The organism is Actinoplanes sp. L3-i22 (genome assembly GCF_019704555.1).
Classification (GTDB): domain Bacteria; phylum Actinomycetota; class Actinomycetes; order Mycobacteriales; family Micromonosporaceae; genus Actinoplanes.
Map to the genome: position 1 here is coordinate 4,218,276 of NZ_AP024745.1, position 14,203 is coordinate 4,232,478.

General features: G+C 70.2%; 13 protein-coding genes. 7 read left to right on the forward strand and 6 right to left on the reverse strand.

Annotation, left to right across the window (positions count from 1 at the left end; translation table 11 throughout):
- Positions 1-69: 69 nt before the first annotated feature.
- Entirely contained in the window at positions 70-1,347 is a 1,278-nt protein-coding gene (locus L3i22_RS18530; protein ID WP_221328143.1) for an IS630 family transposase, read from the reverse strand.
- Between the two features lie 24 nt (positions 1,348-1,371).
- Between L3i22_RS18530 and L3i22_RS18535 the strand changes: the two genes are divergently transcribed.
- The 5 genes from L3i22_RS18535 (at position 1,372) to L3i22_RS18555 (ending at position 5,293) form a co-directional block, all read left to right on the forward strand.
- Positions 1,372-1,734 (forward strand): hypothetical protein, encoded by a 363-nt coding sequence (locus L3i22_RS18535; RefSeq protein WP_221328142.1) that lies wholly within the window; start codon positions 1,372-1,374, stop codon positions 1,732-1,734.
- Positions 1,735-1,836: 102 nt separating this feature from the next.
- Positions 1,837-2,361, forward strand: coding sequence for a hypothetical protein (locus L3i22_RS18540; RefSeq protein ID WP_255658375.1), 525 nt, complete (start codon positions 1,837-1,839; stop codon positions 2,359-2,361).
- A gap of 113 nt (positions 2,362-2,474) precedes the next feature.
- Positions 2,475-3,008 (forward strand): hypothetical protein, encoded by a 534-nt coding sequence (locus L3i22_RS18545; RefSeq protein WP_221328210.1) that lies wholly within the window; start codon positions 2,475-2,477, stop codon positions 3,006-3,008.
- A gap of 163 nt (positions 3,009-3,171) precedes the next feature.
- Complete coding sequence (locus L3i22_RS18550; RefSeq protein ID WP_255658376.1) at positions 3,172-4,176, forward strand: DUF1152 domain-containing protein; 1,005 nt, start codon at positions 3,172-3,174, stop codon at positions 4,174-4,176.
- 316 nt (positions 4,177-4,492) lie between these two features.
- Positions 4,493-5,293 carry a hypothetical protein gene (locus L3i22_RS18555; RefSeq protein ID WP_221328211.1) on the forward strand — a complete coding sequence of 267 codons (801 nt, stop codon included), beginning with the start codon at positions 4,493-4,495 and terminating at the stop codon, positions 5,291-5,293.
- A 295-nt stretch (positions 5,294-5,588) separates the two neighbouring features.
- Here L3i22_RS18555 and L3i22_RS18560 read toward each other — a convergent pair whose 3' ends face one another.
- Entirely contained in the window at positions 5,589-5,783 is a 195-nt protein-coding gene (locus L3i22_RS18560) for a hypothetical protein (RefSeq protein WP_221328212.1), read from the reverse strand.
- A 166-nt stretch (positions 5,784-5,949) separates the two neighbouring features.
- Here L3i22_RS18560 and L3i22_RS18565 point away from each other — a divergent pair, with 166 nt between their 5' ends.
- Together L3i22_RS18565 and L3i22_RS18570 are read left to right on the forward strand one after the other, a co-directional pair.
- The gene (locus L3i22_RS18565; protein WP_221328213.1) at positions 5,950-7,422 is read left to right on the forward strand and encodes an amidase; all 1,473 of its coding nucleotides are present in this window, start codon (positions 5,950-5,952) and stop codon (positions 7,420-7,422) included.
- 54 nt (positions 7,423-7,476) lie between these two features.
- Positions 7,477-7,851 carry a hypothetical protein gene (locus L3i22_RS18570; protein ID WP_221328214.1) on the forward strand — a complete coding sequence of 125 codons (375 nt, stop codon included), beginning with the start codon at positions 7,477-7,479 and terminating at the stop codon, positions 7,849-7,851.
- 48 nt (positions 7,852-7,899) lie between these two features.
- On the opposite strand, the gene L3i22_RS18575 is transcribed toward L3i22_RS18570, so the two are convergent.
- The 4 genes from L3i22_RS18575 to L3i22_RS18590 form a co-directional block, all read right to left on the reverse strand.
- Positions 7,900-8,553: a Bax inhibitor-1 family protein gene (locus L3i22_RS18575; RefSeq protein ID WP_221328215.1), complete on the reverse strand. Its 654-nt coding sequence runs from the start codon at positions 8,551-8,553 to the stop codon at positions 7,900-7,902.
- A gap of 101 nt (positions 8,554-8,654) precedes the next feature.
- The gene (locus L3i22_RS18580; RefSeq protein WP_221328216.1) at positions 8,655-9,482 is read right to left on the reverse strand and encodes an alpha/beta fold hydrolase; all 828 of its coding nucleotides are present in this window, start codon (positions 9,480-9,482) and stop codon (positions 8,655-8,657) included.
- 33 nt (positions 9,483-9,515) lie between these two features.
- Positions 9,516-11,375 (reverse strand): glycoside hydrolase family 15 protein, encoded by a 1,860-nt coding sequence (locus L3i22_RS18585; RefSeq protein WP_221328217.1) that lies wholly within the window; start codon positions 11,373-11,375, stop codon positions 9,516-9,518.
- 93 nt (positions 11,376-11,468) lie between these two features.
- On the reverse strand, positions 11,469-14,096 hold the full coding sequence (locus L3i22_RS18590; protein WP_221328218.1) for a glycosyl hydrolase: 2,628 nt from the start codon (positions 14,094-14,096) through the stop codon (positions 11,469-11,471).
- Positions 14,097-14,203 lie beyond the last annotated feature (107 nt).

Genomic DNA, 14,203 nt, shown 5'->3' on the forward strand with positions numbered 1-14,203 from the left:
GCGGAAGAACTCATCGGCCACGCCGGCCCCGGCGGTCCTTAGTGCTTGAGTTCGTAAGTCCTTCGGGGGTTATGCGGCCAGGGCCAGTGCGGCAGGCTGGTGATCGCAGCCGGCGGGTTGCTGGAGGTTCTGCTCTTTCTGTTTGTGTCGCTCGATCCGGGCCATCAGGCTCTCGAGGTCGACCGGGGTGAACTTCCATCTGAAGGGCCGGGCAGTCGCGTTGTAGCGCTGCTCGAAGGCGGTGAGCCGGTTTTCGACCTGTTCAAGGCTGGTGAAGTCGTTGGGGGTCAGGACTTTGCGCTGGATGATCGAGAAGTAGATCTCGACCTGATTCAGCCATGACGCGTGGATCGGGGTATGAATCATGACCGCGTTCGGGAACCGTTTCGTGAGGCGGTCGGACGCGGCCTGACCACGATGCGATGAGCCGTTGTCGACGACCCAGAACACCCGTTTCGCCGAGGCGTAAGGCTCGCGGGTCATGACCTGCTCGGCCAAGGTCATGAACGGCAGGATGCCGGTTTTCGCGTTGCGGTGGGAGAACACCTGGGCCTGGTGGACGTCGTAGGCGGCCAGGTAAGCCAGCGCGCCTTTGCGCTGGTACTCGTGGTTGACCCGCATGATGCGGGCGACGCCGGGTGCCAGGGTGGGGTGGCAACGGCAGCGGGCTTGGATGCTGGTCTTCTCGTCGCTGGAGATCACGTACTCGTCGGAACCGAGCGCGACGCCGTCGTATTCGCGGGCGTAGAGGCCGAGCACCCGGTTCGCTTTGACGGCGAACTGCGGGTCGCGGATGAAAATCCAGGACTGATGCTGCCAGGGTTTGATCGTGTCCCGGGCGAGGATCCGCCGGATGGTCGACGCGGAGATCGCTGTGACGATGTTGCGGTCGACGGCTTCGCCGGCCAGTTCCGGGCAGCTCCATTTTGACAGGGGTATGCCGGTTTCGGCCGGAAGCTGGCAGGCCAGGGCCGTGACCTCGGCGACCTGGACCGGAGTGAGCCGCGGCGGCCGTCCCGGGCGGGACCGGTCCGCGAGGCCGGCGAAGCCTTCGTCGGCGAACCGGCCGCGCCAGCGCCGTACCGTGTCGACCGAGAGATCGTGCCGGCGAGCGATCGCGTCATTGGAGTGTCCGCGGGCCGCATCGCGAACGATCCGGGCTCGGATGACCTGCTGATATGCGGCGGTGTGCGAGTAGGCCAGAGCGGTGAGCGTGCGTCGTTCCGCGGCAGTCAGGGTGATCGGGCGTGCGTGAGGGACGGGCACCGGCCAGCTTCCATCGAAGATGATCTCGCTTGAGGGCCGGTCGAGAATGCCGGACGGGCGTGCCGCGGCCCGGCAGGACACGCCGCAGAGGCAGGATGTGACCCTATGCCGGTCATTCCTGCCTCCACCAAGACGTCCCTGCCCCAGCGGCTGCGGGCACAGGCCAAGCAGAGATGGCCACAGCTGGCCGCAGTGCACGTGCGCTACCACGGCCATTTCGCCTACGTCAGCGTCGAGTTGACCGGCGGGCAGCAGCTACCGGTGATGAGACTGCGTTACAGCGGCTCCGCCCACCGCTGGAGCCTGGCCACCTACCGGGCCAGCAACAACACCTACGAAGCCCAGTACTGGTTCAGCGGCACCACCGAAGACGCCCTCGACTTCGTCTGCGAGGTCCTCATCAATCCGATCACCGACTGGCCGCATCCCAGCACCGAACCGTCAACCCCCGAAGGACTTACGAACTGAAGCACTTAGCTTCGCTGGGCGAGTGCTCGCTCCGCCGCGCTACTCGGCCGTAGATCCGGATAACAGCTGGCGGTCCGGTGGCCTGGCGCGTCAGGGTGAACCGTGATCAGTATTCAACGGGTGCGCGTGCGCTGGAGTGCGGCAGCACGCGGAGCGCCGGCGGCGAACGCCCGGCGGGGTCTGTGCCGCGCCGCGGTGCTTCCGCCGTCGATGCCGGCCGGTGATGTGGTCATTCACGACGTGCTCGCGGATGAGGCGACCCGGTACGCACGTCGTGACGGCGTGGTCGGTGGTGGCCTGGATCGAGCCAAGGACCTCGACCTGTGGTTGTCGGTGGAGAGCGGGAGGTTGGTCGTCGACCGGTTGCCGGGCTGGGCCGCCTATCCGCGGCAGAGTGGCCCGGCCCGTCTCTTCGCGCTCGAGCCCGGGGAACTCGGCCGGTATCGGGCGAACTTTCGTTTCACCGCCACCACCTGCGCCTGCGATCCCAGCTGGTACTACGAGGACTGGCTGATACTGATCGCGAACGGCGAGATGAAGACCGACGGGTTCGTCGCACGTCGGCCGGACCACGATGTCGACCGCCGAGTCCACCTCTACGGCGGATCGAGACGGCCACGCCGGTGACAAGGCAAGTGCTTGCGGAGGCGGCCGACGCGCACGATCGGTCTGGCGCTTCGCAGGTGCACTGTGATCTCTTTGTGCTGCGTCCCCGATCGGGGGCCGGATCGGGGGAGAACATGACGGCAATTCCGGCGAAGGTGCAGACCGGCGCGGAGGGCGCGGAACTCGGCGTGCTGATCGTCCGGATGCGTCACCCCAACGCCAAGGGCTACGCGTTCGCCTACGGACTATGGCTGGCGCTGCTGGGCAGCTACTTGATCGGCCTGACCGTGATACTCGTCGCCGGCAACTCGAAGCCGGTGTGGGCGGTCACCGTACCGCTGTTCGCGGCGCTGATCGCGCTGCTCGTCTGGCTCGCGGCGGGCATGATCGGCAGCCTGACCCGGCGCGCCTTCTATCTCTACGAGAAGGGTTACGTCGTCACGACGTCGCTGGGCCGTGCGGCCCGCGTGGCACGCTGGACGGACGTGACCGAGATCCAGGGAGCCACCGGACCATACGTCACCGCCGGTTTCGGGCGGCGGCGCGTGCTGTGCCGGATCGTCAACCGTTACGGCCGAGCCGTAAGGTTCGCCGAACCACTCGGCCACCAGGAACTGGCGCCGCTGGCCGAGCGGCTGCGCAGGCATGCCACCGGCGCGGCGGTCTGAGCGAGCCTTCGACCTGGCCAGGAGCGGGCGCGCGGCGACCCCTGGGCTGAGCGCGAGCCAACACCTTCACCAGCTGATCCCGGTAGCACCCGCGCCCAGTAGCCAACCGCCACCGTCGGGCACCACCCGGACTACGACTTGTGCGCTGGAGGATCATGGCTAGGTGAACGCCTTCGCTGCCTCGTCCTTCAGCCCGTCGGGCGGAACGACTTCGAGTCCCCTGGACGTACCGCCGCTGTTCGCCGCTCTAGAGGGAACTCGCAGCGTGCTCTTAGCCGGCGCCGGCGGAGGATTCGACGTATACGGCGCCTTACCGTTGGCCATCACGCTGTGGAACCGCGGCATTGCGGTACACCTGGCGAATCTGTCGTTCACCCCGCTGGAGATGTTGGACCTGGACGCATGGCTGGCACCCGATGTGGCCGTCGTCGCGCCGGACACCAACGGACCAGATGACTATTTCCCGGAAAGGACCCTTGCCCGCTGGCTGGCCGCCCACGATCTCCCGTCGACGGTGTATGCCTTCGCCAAGACCGGCGTACAACCGTTGCGGGCCGCCTATCGGCACTTGGCCGCCGAACTCGGCATCGACGCGATCGTGCTGATCGACGGCGGCCCGGACATTTTGTTGCGTGGCGACGAGACCGGCCTGGGTACGCCCGTGGAGGACATCACCAGCCTGGCCGCGGTCGCCGGCGTGGACGTACCGATAAAGCTGGTGAGCTGCCTCGGCTTCGGCATCGACGCCTACCACGGGGTCGTCCACAGCCAGGTCCTGGAGAACCTCGCCGCTCTTGACCGTGACGGCGGCTATCTGGGCGCACTATCCATCCCCGGCGCCAGCCGGGAGGCGGTGCTGTACCGCGACGCCGTCGCTGACGCTCAGCGGGCGACTCCGATACGGCCCAGTATCGTGCAGGGCCAGATCGCCGCGGCAACCCAAGGAGCTTTCGGCGACGTGCAGTTCACCCGCCGGACCGCCGGCAGCACGCTGTTCGTCAACGCATTGATGGCCGCTTACTTCACGGTCGATCTGGGCAAGCTGGCCGACCGATGCCTCTACCTCGATCGCATCGAACAAACCGTCGACATGTGTCAAGTGGCGACACGGATCGAGACGTTCCGCGATGCGATCACCGTTCGCACGCCTCAGATCTTTCCGCACTGACAGCAGCCCATCAGGAAGCCGTCAACGCACGGAGCCGGCGCCCGGTCGGCGGCAGTTGAGGGCACCGCGCTGACCGGGTCGGCTCGCACGACGAGCTGGGCCCGGACCTGCCGCCGCGAGCTCCTCGACCAAACCTTGATCTCAACCAGCGGCATCTGCTGCGCGTGCTACGCAACACCGCCCACATCAGGGCCTCGGCAACGCCCGGCCACTGGTCCCGCTACCCGAGCCGATCACCGAAGCCTCCGAGATTCGGATCGACTCCTGTCATCGGCGGCATCTATAGTCCCCGACATCGATCTTGGGGGGCCGAACGATGAAGAATCGGCCATGGGGTTTGTGCACGGCCGCGCTGACGGCCGGCCTGCTGTTGGCCGCCTGCCAGGCGCCGGATCCCGCCGAGCCCTCGTCCCCGCCGGCGTCCGTGGCGCCGGTGTCGGTGGCGCCGTCCAGCAACGGCGTCGACATCGCCGCTCCTGACCAGACGCTGAAGCGGGCCCAAACCCTGCTGCGAGAAGCGACCTCGTTCCGTTTCGACGGCTGCCGCGGCCATCGCATCGACGGACCGTGGGACTGCGCCGAATACCGCACCGCCGGTGCCGACTTCGTCGGCACACTGAAACCGCACAAAGGCAGCCCGGCGAAGGGCCGGGCCGAGATCCTGTCGGTCGGCGGCCGGTACTACATCCGACCGGACGCGGCCTGGTGGGACGAGGCCTTCGGCAAGACCGTGGACAAGGCCGGGGCCGCCGCGATCGTCGAGCACGTGGGCGACCGATGGGTCGACACGGCCAAGGTTCCCTCCTACGGTGCCGTGTTCCGCCCGGCAGCGGTCATCGCTGACCTGGACGGCATCGACACGGTCGTCAAGGGCGGACCGACAGAGTTCGCCGGCCAGCCCGCCTTCACCTTCGGCATCAGAGGGAGTTTCGACTCCATCATCGTCGCCGCGACCGGCGAGCCCTACCCGGTCCGGCTCAACATGGTCACCACCGAGGCCGATCTCAGCGACTTCGGCGCCGCACCTCCGAGGATCGAAGCACCCCGCGCCGACTCGGTCGTGGACCTGATGAACGTCCTGCTCTGGGCCACCCGCCCCCGGAGGATCCCGGCCTGACGCTGAGCGGACCGCGGTCGCCGCCATCGGCGCACGTCACCGGACCGCGGGTGAACAGACCTGACGCTGCCAGGGTCGGGTATTTGCCGTCCCTGTCGCGGATCAGGTACTTCACCGGGGTCACCTCATGTCTGGGTCTGGGCGCAACCGTTCGGCCGTTCGGTAGGTGCATCGCCTGGTCCCCTGATCGAGGTTGGCTCGATCCTCGGAGGCATTGGGCCACTATGGCGCTGGCCGACCCGATTCACGACTGCTACGTCGACGGGAGCCGGACAGGCATCGGTGGTGAGGTCTCCTACAGCGCAGATGCCCGGCGTGACATCTCGTCGGCAGTGGTGGCGCTGGTGACCGCGGCAGCCATCGCCGAGCTCACCGACGCCGATCTGCTCGACTCAGGCAGGATCACCGGGCGGGACAGCTGGAGACCGGCCGAGCTGCTGGCCCCGATCGAGACGTTGCCGCCGGTGGCGGGCGAAGCGCTGCCGGACACGGCACGGCACGTCGCATTGCCGCAGCCGTGGGCGCCGGGCTCGGGGAACTGTAGGGCAACGTCGCCCCGACACGATGAGCATGAGAACACGCAACCCTGCGCACACCTGGGTCGGCTGGCTGACTCGTTCAGCTCGGCTGTGGCCGCGATGGGGCAGGCTGTGGGCATGACCGACTACGCGTACTCGACGGCGGCGGACCTGGCCGCGGCGATGGAGAAGGGTGAGGTTTCGGCGGTCGAGCTCACCACCGCCGTGATCGCCCGGATCGAACGGCTCGACGGCGACATCAACGCGATCTGCGTGCCCGACTTCGACCGGGCACTAGCGGCCGCGGGCGAGGCCGACGCGACGCGCGCCCGGGGCGAGGCCGGGCCGGTGCTCGGCGTCCCGATCACCATCAAGGACTCGATCGACATCGCCGGGCTGCCCACGACCTGGGGTTTCCCGCCGTTCAAGGACAATGTGGCGGCCGCCGACGCGGTCGTGGTCGCCCGGCTCAGAGCGGCCGGTGCCGTCGTCCTCGGCAAGACGAACGTGCCGCTCGCGCTCGGCGACTACCAGTCCTACAACGCGATCTACGGCACCACGAACAACCCGTGGGACCTCGGACGCACGCCGGGTGGCTCGTCCGGCGGTTCGTCCGCCGCCCTCGCCGCCGGTTTCGGCGCCCTGTCGATGGGTTCGGACATCGGCGGCTCGCTGCGGGTGCCGGCGCACTTCTGCGGGGTGTACGCGCACAAACCCTCGATCGGCCTGCTCCCGTTGCGCGGGCACACGTTCCCGGGCACCCCGCCGCTGCCCGAGCTCGGCGGCGACCTGGGCGTGGTCGGGCCGATGGCGCGCAGCGCGGCCGACCTCGCGATGATGGTTCGCTTGCTCGCCGATGCGGACGAGGCCGGCCTCGGTCTGGCCTACCGGACCGCGCTGCGTCCGGCCCGGCACGACGACCTGGGCGCGTTCCGGGTCCTGGTTCTGGACGCGCATCCGCTGGTCCCGGTCTCGTCCGAGGTGAGCGCCGCGATCGACGAGCTGGCCACGCGGCTGGCGGCGGCCGGGGTGACGGTGCGGCGGCAGAGCCGGCACCTGCCCGATCTGGCCGAGGGCGCCCGCTCCTACATGCGCCTGCTCCAGGCGAGCCTCGCGGCCGGCTTCCCGCCCGAGGTCTACGCGGCGGCCGTGACGGCGGCGGCCGGCCTCGACCCGTCGGACACGTCGCTGTCCGCCGAGCGGGCCCGGGGTGTGGTCCTGAGCCATCGTGACTGGGTCGCGGCCGACACCGTCCGCGCGGTGCAGCGGGCCCAGTGGGCCGGGCTGTTCACCGACGTCGACGTCGTGATCGCGCCGGTGTCCTCGACCCCGGCCTTCCCGCACGACCACAGAGAGCCGATGCGGATGCGCACGCTCCCGATCGACGGCGCGCAACACGACTACCTCGACCAGTTGGCGTGGGGCGGCATCGCGACGGCGCCCGGCCTGCCGTCGACTGCCGTGCCGGTCGCCCGTTCGGCGCGGGGGCTGCCCATCGGCGTCCAGCTGATCGGCCCGCTGTTCGAGGACCACACCCCGATCCGCTTCGCCGAGCTGCTCGAACGCGAGTTCGGCGGCTTCACCGCACCGCCGCTCGGGGCGCCCGCGTAGCGCCGCCGCAGCCGGCGGGCGCTCCGATGGCGGGCCCGAACTACGCTGTCGATCATGGAACCGGTCCGGACCAGGCGTGCCTTCACGGCGCTTGCCGTCTGGTACGCGGTGGTCTGGTGCCTGCCGGGCGCCCTTGCCGCGGTGGTCAACGCGTCGACGGCCGGCAGCATGCCGGGTTACACCGAGGTCAACGGCCGCCTGGAGAAGTGCGGCGGCATGTTCTGCCCGACGGCGCCGGCCGACGTGCCGTCGGTGCTCGTGACCACGGCTCTGGTGCTGGCGCCGAGCCTGCTGGTGGCGGTGCCGCTCTGCGCGTACCTGACCCGCCGGTGGGAGATGCCGCGCCTGGCCGGATTCGTCTCCGCCCTGCTCGGCTGGGTCGCCCTCTGCGCCGGCTACGGGATCTGGTTGAGCCTCCGGACGTCCTGACGCCGTGGGACGCCGCACCGGCCGCTCGCCTCGGCGGCAGGGCCGGGGTCAGCGGTTGCCGCCCCGGAAGATCCGGAGGAAGAACAGGAAGACGTTGAGGATGTCGAGGAAGATGGAGGCCGCCAGCAGCGGTGCCGATGCGACGTCGGACGAGCGCCGCAGCCGCTGGAAGTCGAACATGATGAAACCCGCGAAGATCACCAGCCCGAGTACGGAGTAGATCAGCGCACCGTTCGGGATGTTCACGAAGATCAGCAGGATGCCGAAGCCGATCAGGGCCACCAGCGCCCAGAAGCAGATCCGGGCGAGCGCGGTGAGGTCACGGCGGGTGGCGAATCCGGCCGCGCCGAACCCGGCGACGAACAGTGCGGTGGCGGCGCCGGCCTGCCAGAGTGCCTGCGGGTCGGCGCTGGCGTAGTAGACCAGCGTCGGCGCGACCGCGACGCCCATCAGCAGCCCGAACGCGCCGAGCAGGGCGACCGTTGCCGGCTGGGACCGGCGGACGGTGAACTGCATGGCGATCAGGACGGCGAACGACGCGAGGTAGGCGAGGAAGGCCGCGCCGCCGGGCAGGTCGCGGCCGAGGTAGGCACCGAGGGCGAACAGGCCGGTGGTGGCCGAGACGTAGCCCATCGTGCGGGCGAACAGGGTGTGGCCCTGGGCGGCGAGGCGTGCCGCCTGGTACGGGTAGGTGTCGTCCATCGATAGTCCCTGCGATCGAGGTGTATTCGCTGCCACTCTGGACCCGTACGGCGATCGGGGCACCGCCCGCCAGGGGTGAGATACGCGCCCCGCGAGCCGGGTCAGTCGCCGACGTCGAGGCGCAGGATCTGGGCGATGCCGGGCTGATCAGGGTCGTCGGTGATGTCGCGGCCGTCGAGCCAGCAGCCGATGATGTGGGCGAGCTCGCCGGGATGGCTGAAATTCATCGCGTGGGCCGCGCCCTCGATGACCGCGATCGTGACCCGTGGCGGCGCGAGCCGGCCCACCTCCCGCACCCGCCACAGCGGCGGCATCAGCGGATCGCGGGAGCCGAGCACGGCCAGGGTGGGCACCGGGGTGCGCAGAATGCGTTCCAGCGACGGGAACCGCATCAGCTCGCTGAACAGTTGCAGCGCGTTGAGCGGCCCGAAGCGCAGATAGTCCGGCAGCACGACGCGGACCATCCGGGGGCTCTCGCGCCAGGCGTCGCGCACCAACTGGCCGAGGGCCCGGGCCAGCGGCTGGTTGTGCACGCCGCCGGCCGGCGAGGCCAGCACGATGCCGGCCACCCGCTCGGGGGCGCTGTGCGCGACTTCCAGGCAGACCGGCGCGCCCATCGAGTTGCCGACCAGGGTCGCCCGGGCGAGGCCGAGCGCGTCGAGCGTCTCGAGCAGCGCCCAGGCCAGCGACGAGATGCCCAGCACGTGTCCCCAGCCTCGGCTGCGGCCGTAGCCGGGCAGGTCCGGGACCAGACTGGTGGCCCGGTGCGCGAGCGCTTCGGCGGTCGGCATCAGATAGGTCCCGGAAACCGCGAAGCCATGCACGTGTACGAGGGGGATCGTGCCCGGCACCTCGGGCCCGAGGCGCACGAAGACGCGACGTCCCTGCACCGTGACGTACCGCTCCCGCCAGCCCGGCGCCGTCGTCACGGCCGTGGCGGGGTGATCGTGGCCGGGCGCGGGTCAGCCCAGCTCATCGGCGGCGGGTGAGCGGTCGAGGAGGCGGTCGAGGGTGATCGCGGCGTCGATCAGGGACAGGTGGGTGAAGGCTTGCGGGAAGTTGCCGATCTGCTCGCCGGTCAGCGCGATCTCCTCCGAGTAGAGACCGACGTGATTGGCGTACGTCAGCATCTTCTCGAATGTCACCCGGGCCTTGTCGAGCTGGCCGGCCCGGGCCAGCGAGGTGACGTAGGCGAACGTGCACAGCGAGAAGGTGCCCTCGCTGCCGCGCAGACCGTCCGGTGACGCCGACGGGTCGTAGCGGTACATCAGGCTGTCGGTGACCAGTTCGGCGTCCATCGCCTGCAGCGTGGACAGCCACATCGGATCGGTCGGGGCGATGAACCCGGTCGTGGACATCCGCAGCAGCGACGAGTCGAGCACGTCGGTGTCGTAGTGCTGCCGGAACGCCCGCCGGGTCGGACTCCAGCCGCGGTCCATGATCTGGTGGTAGATCGCGTCGCGGGCCTGCTGCCAGCGCTCCAGCGCGGCCGGGCGCCCGTGCCTGGTCGCCAGGCGGATGCCGCGGTCCAGGGCGACCCAGCACATCAGCCGGCCGTAGGTGAAGTTCTGCCGCCCGCCGCGGGTCTCCCAGATGCCCTCCTCGGGCTGGTCCCAGTTCTCGGTCACCCAGTCGAGCAGTTCACCAACGCGCATCCAGCCGTGGTGGCCGACCGCGACCCCGTTCCGGTCGGCGGCGTAGACGCTGTCCAGCGCCTCGCCGTAGATGTCGAGTTGCAGCTGGTCGGAGGCGGCGTTGCCGATGCGGACCGGGGAGGATCCGCGGTAGCCCTCCCAATGGTCGAGCACCTCCTCGGTCAGATCGCTGGAGCCGTCGACGCGGTACATGATCTGGAGTGGACCGCTGCCGTTCTTGGCATCGCGGTCCTCGTCGACCCGGTCGCGCAGCCAGCCGCCCAGAGCCGCCGCCTCCTCGGTGAAACCCAGGCCGAGCAGCGAATACACCGAGAAGGACGCGTCCCGGACCCAGGTGTAGCGGTAGTCCCAGTTGCGTTCGCCGCCGATCTGTTCGGGCAGCCCGGCGGTCGGTGCCGCGATCAGGGCGCCGCTGGGTGCGTACGTCATGAGTTTGAGGGTGATCGCCGAGCGGTTGACCATCTCGCGCCAGCGGCCGGAGTAGGTGGACTTGCCCAGCCAGGCCCGCCAGAAGGCGACCGTGTCGTCGAACAGCCGCTGGGCCTCGGCCACCCGGACCGGGCGCAGCGGCCCGGCGACGCCGGTCTGCAGCACCATGCCGCGCATCTGCCCGGACTCCAGGGACAGCTCGGCGTGCAGGTCGCCGTCGGTGTCCAGCAGCGTGCGGGCCCGGCGGTCGTCCTCGGGTTCGCGGACCAGGTTGACCGTCATCGAGGTGCGGCTGCCCTGGAAGACGACGCCGTCCTCGGCCACGTGGGTCTCGTGTGGTTCCCGTCCGTAGTCGAACCGGGGAGCGATCTCGATCGCGAACGTCATCCGGCCCCGGACGCACCGCATGATGCGGACCAGCCGGTGGGTGCCCGAGGCGACCTCGCCGCCGGCGCCCGGCATGAAGTCGATGACCTCGCCGACGCCGTCCTCGGTCATGAAGCGGGTGACCAGGATCGCGGTGTCCGGGAAGTAGAGCTGCTTGGTGTTGAACACGTTCACGGTGGGGCGCACCCGGCAGTGCCCGCCCCGCTCGTGATCGAGCAGGGCGCCGAAGACGCTCGGTGAGTCGAACCGGGGAGCGCAGAACCAGTCGATCGTCCCGTCCGTGGCGACCAGCGCCGCGGTCTGGAGATCTCCGATGAGGCCGTGGTCGGCGATGAGCGGGTAGCCGGGCATGCGGCCAAGCGTCGGCCTCCGTCGATCGGCGCGCATCATGCCCGGCGGATGAGATCGGCCCTTCTGCCGAGCCGACCTCACCCGGGTCACCTGTCAGTGCGGGAGCTGCCGCAGGTCGTAGGACCAGATGCCGCGCCCGTGGGTGGCCGCGTACAGGCGCCGCCCGTCCGGATCGGTGCGGATCTGCAGGGTGGTCGTGGTGGGCAGGTTGCGGCCGAGCACGGACCAGCCGCGCGCGTGCGGGGGCCGGTAGAAGACCGCGTTGTCGGTGGCCGCCACCAGGCCGCCGCCGCGCACCAGCTTGAGCGAGTCGGCCGGGATGTCGGGCAGGTTCGCGGAGATGTCGCTCCAGTGCTCGCCGGCGTCGGTGGACTCGAAGACGTGGCCGATCCCGGCGCCGGGCCCCTCGGTCCAGCGGCGCGAGAAGCCGTTGATGGCGACGACCACGTGCCGCGGGTTCGCCGGGTCGACGTCGAAGCCGGAGATGAAGCGGTTCGGGATGGTGCCGTCGACCGGCAGGGTGAGCTGGTGCCATCCGGTGCCGTCGGTGCGCCCGACCGCGATGCCGCGGGTGAAGCCCTGGTTGTTGCAGGGCCCGCACCAGCCGGCGTAGACCAGGCCGCCGGTGGTGACCACGGCGGTGGCGGTGTGCCCCGCGCCCAGGTCGAACAGGTTGATCCAGTCCCCGGAGGAGCGGATCGCGTACCCCTTGGTGTTGAGCCAGACGTGCCGGCCGCCGGCGACCCAGGTCGCCGCGGTGCGCGGGTCGGCGTTGAGCGGGGCGATGAACCGGGCCTCGCCGGTCTCGTTGTCCGGCGGCGGGACGTGGTAGCTGGTCGCCAGGGCCGGGTCGGTGGTCCACCGGCCGTCGTTGACCGCGCAGTTGTTGGTCACCCAGACGTCGAGGTAGACGTACTCCTCGGCGATGTTGCAGCCGTTGCCCGGGTCGACGATGGTGTCGCCGCCGTCCCCGCCGAAGTTGGAGCCCATCACCCGGTCGCCGGGGCGCAGGATGGACTGGCCGTTGTCCTGCAGGCCGCCGGAGACCGCGACGCCGCCGCGATCCCGGCCGACGCCGACCGAGTAGTACTGCAACACGTCGATGGTGCCGTCGTTGAGCGGCGTCCAGTCGGTGGCGTGCCCGGCGGCGTCCGCGGACCCGCGCAGCGGCCGGCGGTAGGCGCCGCCGTCGTCGCCGATCACCACGTACGGCTTGCCGTGCCGCGAGCCGATCGCCACCGAGTGCTGATCCGGGTGGGTGGTCTGGTGGCAGTCGCCGGTCTGCTTGCCGGGGTCGATGCTCCAGCAGTCGAACCCGAAGTTCCAGTACGGACCCGGCGTCGTCCAGGTCGTCCCGGCGTCGGTGGTCTCGAAGACCTCCTCGAGCCCCAGGTACACGTGATCCGGATCGGTCGGGTCGACCTGCAGGAACTGGTTGTACCAGGCCTGCACGCCGGGCATGTATCCCGGATCGGTCAGCGCCGAGCCGGACGCGGCCAGCTTGTGATAGTCGGCCGCCAGCGTCCACGGGCCGAACGGCGAGCCGGAGCGCGAAACGTAGACGCCCTGCAGGTTGCTGTCCGGGTTGGTGGCGAGCTGGGTCGGCGACTGCTCGATGGCGTAGTAGCGCGAGCCGTCCGCCGCGGCGGCGAAGGTCACGGTGCCGACGTCGGCGGCGTCCGAGGCGATGTCACCGGCCAGCGTGACGCGCTGCCAGGTGCCACCGACGCGGCTGTAGAAGCCGTTGTACGTGTCGCCGCTGCGCCACCCGGCCGCGATGATCACCCGGGCCGGGTCCGCCGGATCGGCCGCGACGTCGTTGATGATGTTCTTGTACGGCGCATTCGGGTCGCTCGCCTGCGCGCCGCCGGGCAGGAAGTCCGGGTTCGGGACGAACTCGCGCGTCCACGGCCCGGACAGGTCGGTGATCGAGTGGCGGTACGCGCCCCGGTTGGTCGCCACCCACGCGGTGGTGCCGAGGATCCGCAGCTTGCGGATGATCGTGCTCTCCAACTCGGTGCCACCCACCCGGTCGCGGACCGAGAAGGCGCCGTCGCGGGGGTTGCGCAGCACGTAGACGCCGCTGCCGACGAACGAGCTGGCGCTGGTGTTGCCCTCGCCGGTCGCGTACCAGAGCCGCCCGGACCGGTCCAGGCGCAGGTCGCCGGTCGACGGCGACGGCAGGTTCGCCGCGATCGGCTGCCAGTGGCCGCCGCCGGTGCGCGAGCGCCAGACCCCGCCGTTGGCGGCGCCGGCCCAGACGTATCCGGCGTCGTCGGCGGCCAGCCCGGTGATGCGCCCGGTGACCAGGCCGGCGCCGCCGGAGGAGTTGCTGTTGACGTCGCGGTAGCGCGGGTCGTCGGAGTTGTACCGAAGGTCGGTGACCGGCTGCCAGCGTCCCGGGGTGTGGGGCATCGCCTGCAGTTCGCGCCACGCGGCGGTGTAGGCGCCCGGGGCGACGATGCCCGGGGCGGAACGGGCTTCGGCGTACTGCTCGGCCTGCTCGGCGATCTCCTCGGGATCCTCGCCCTCGTCCTGGTCGGCCGCGGATGGGGCGGCCTTGGCCCGGCCCGCTTGCGCTACGCGATCCTGGGCGACCTGCAGGTGGCGCCGGTATGGTGCGGGACGGGAGTCGTCGCCGGGCGCGGCCGCGGCGCCGGCCGGGACGAGCCCGATCACGGTGATCACGGCGGCTCCGGCGGCCAGGAACCTCCGGTGCATGCTGAGTCTGTGTTGAGGCAACACTGCCTGAACCTCCCCAAAGGACGTCCCGCGGTCCCGCGGGAACCCTCCGGTGAAATCTTCAGGACCGGATCACCCGGCGCAAT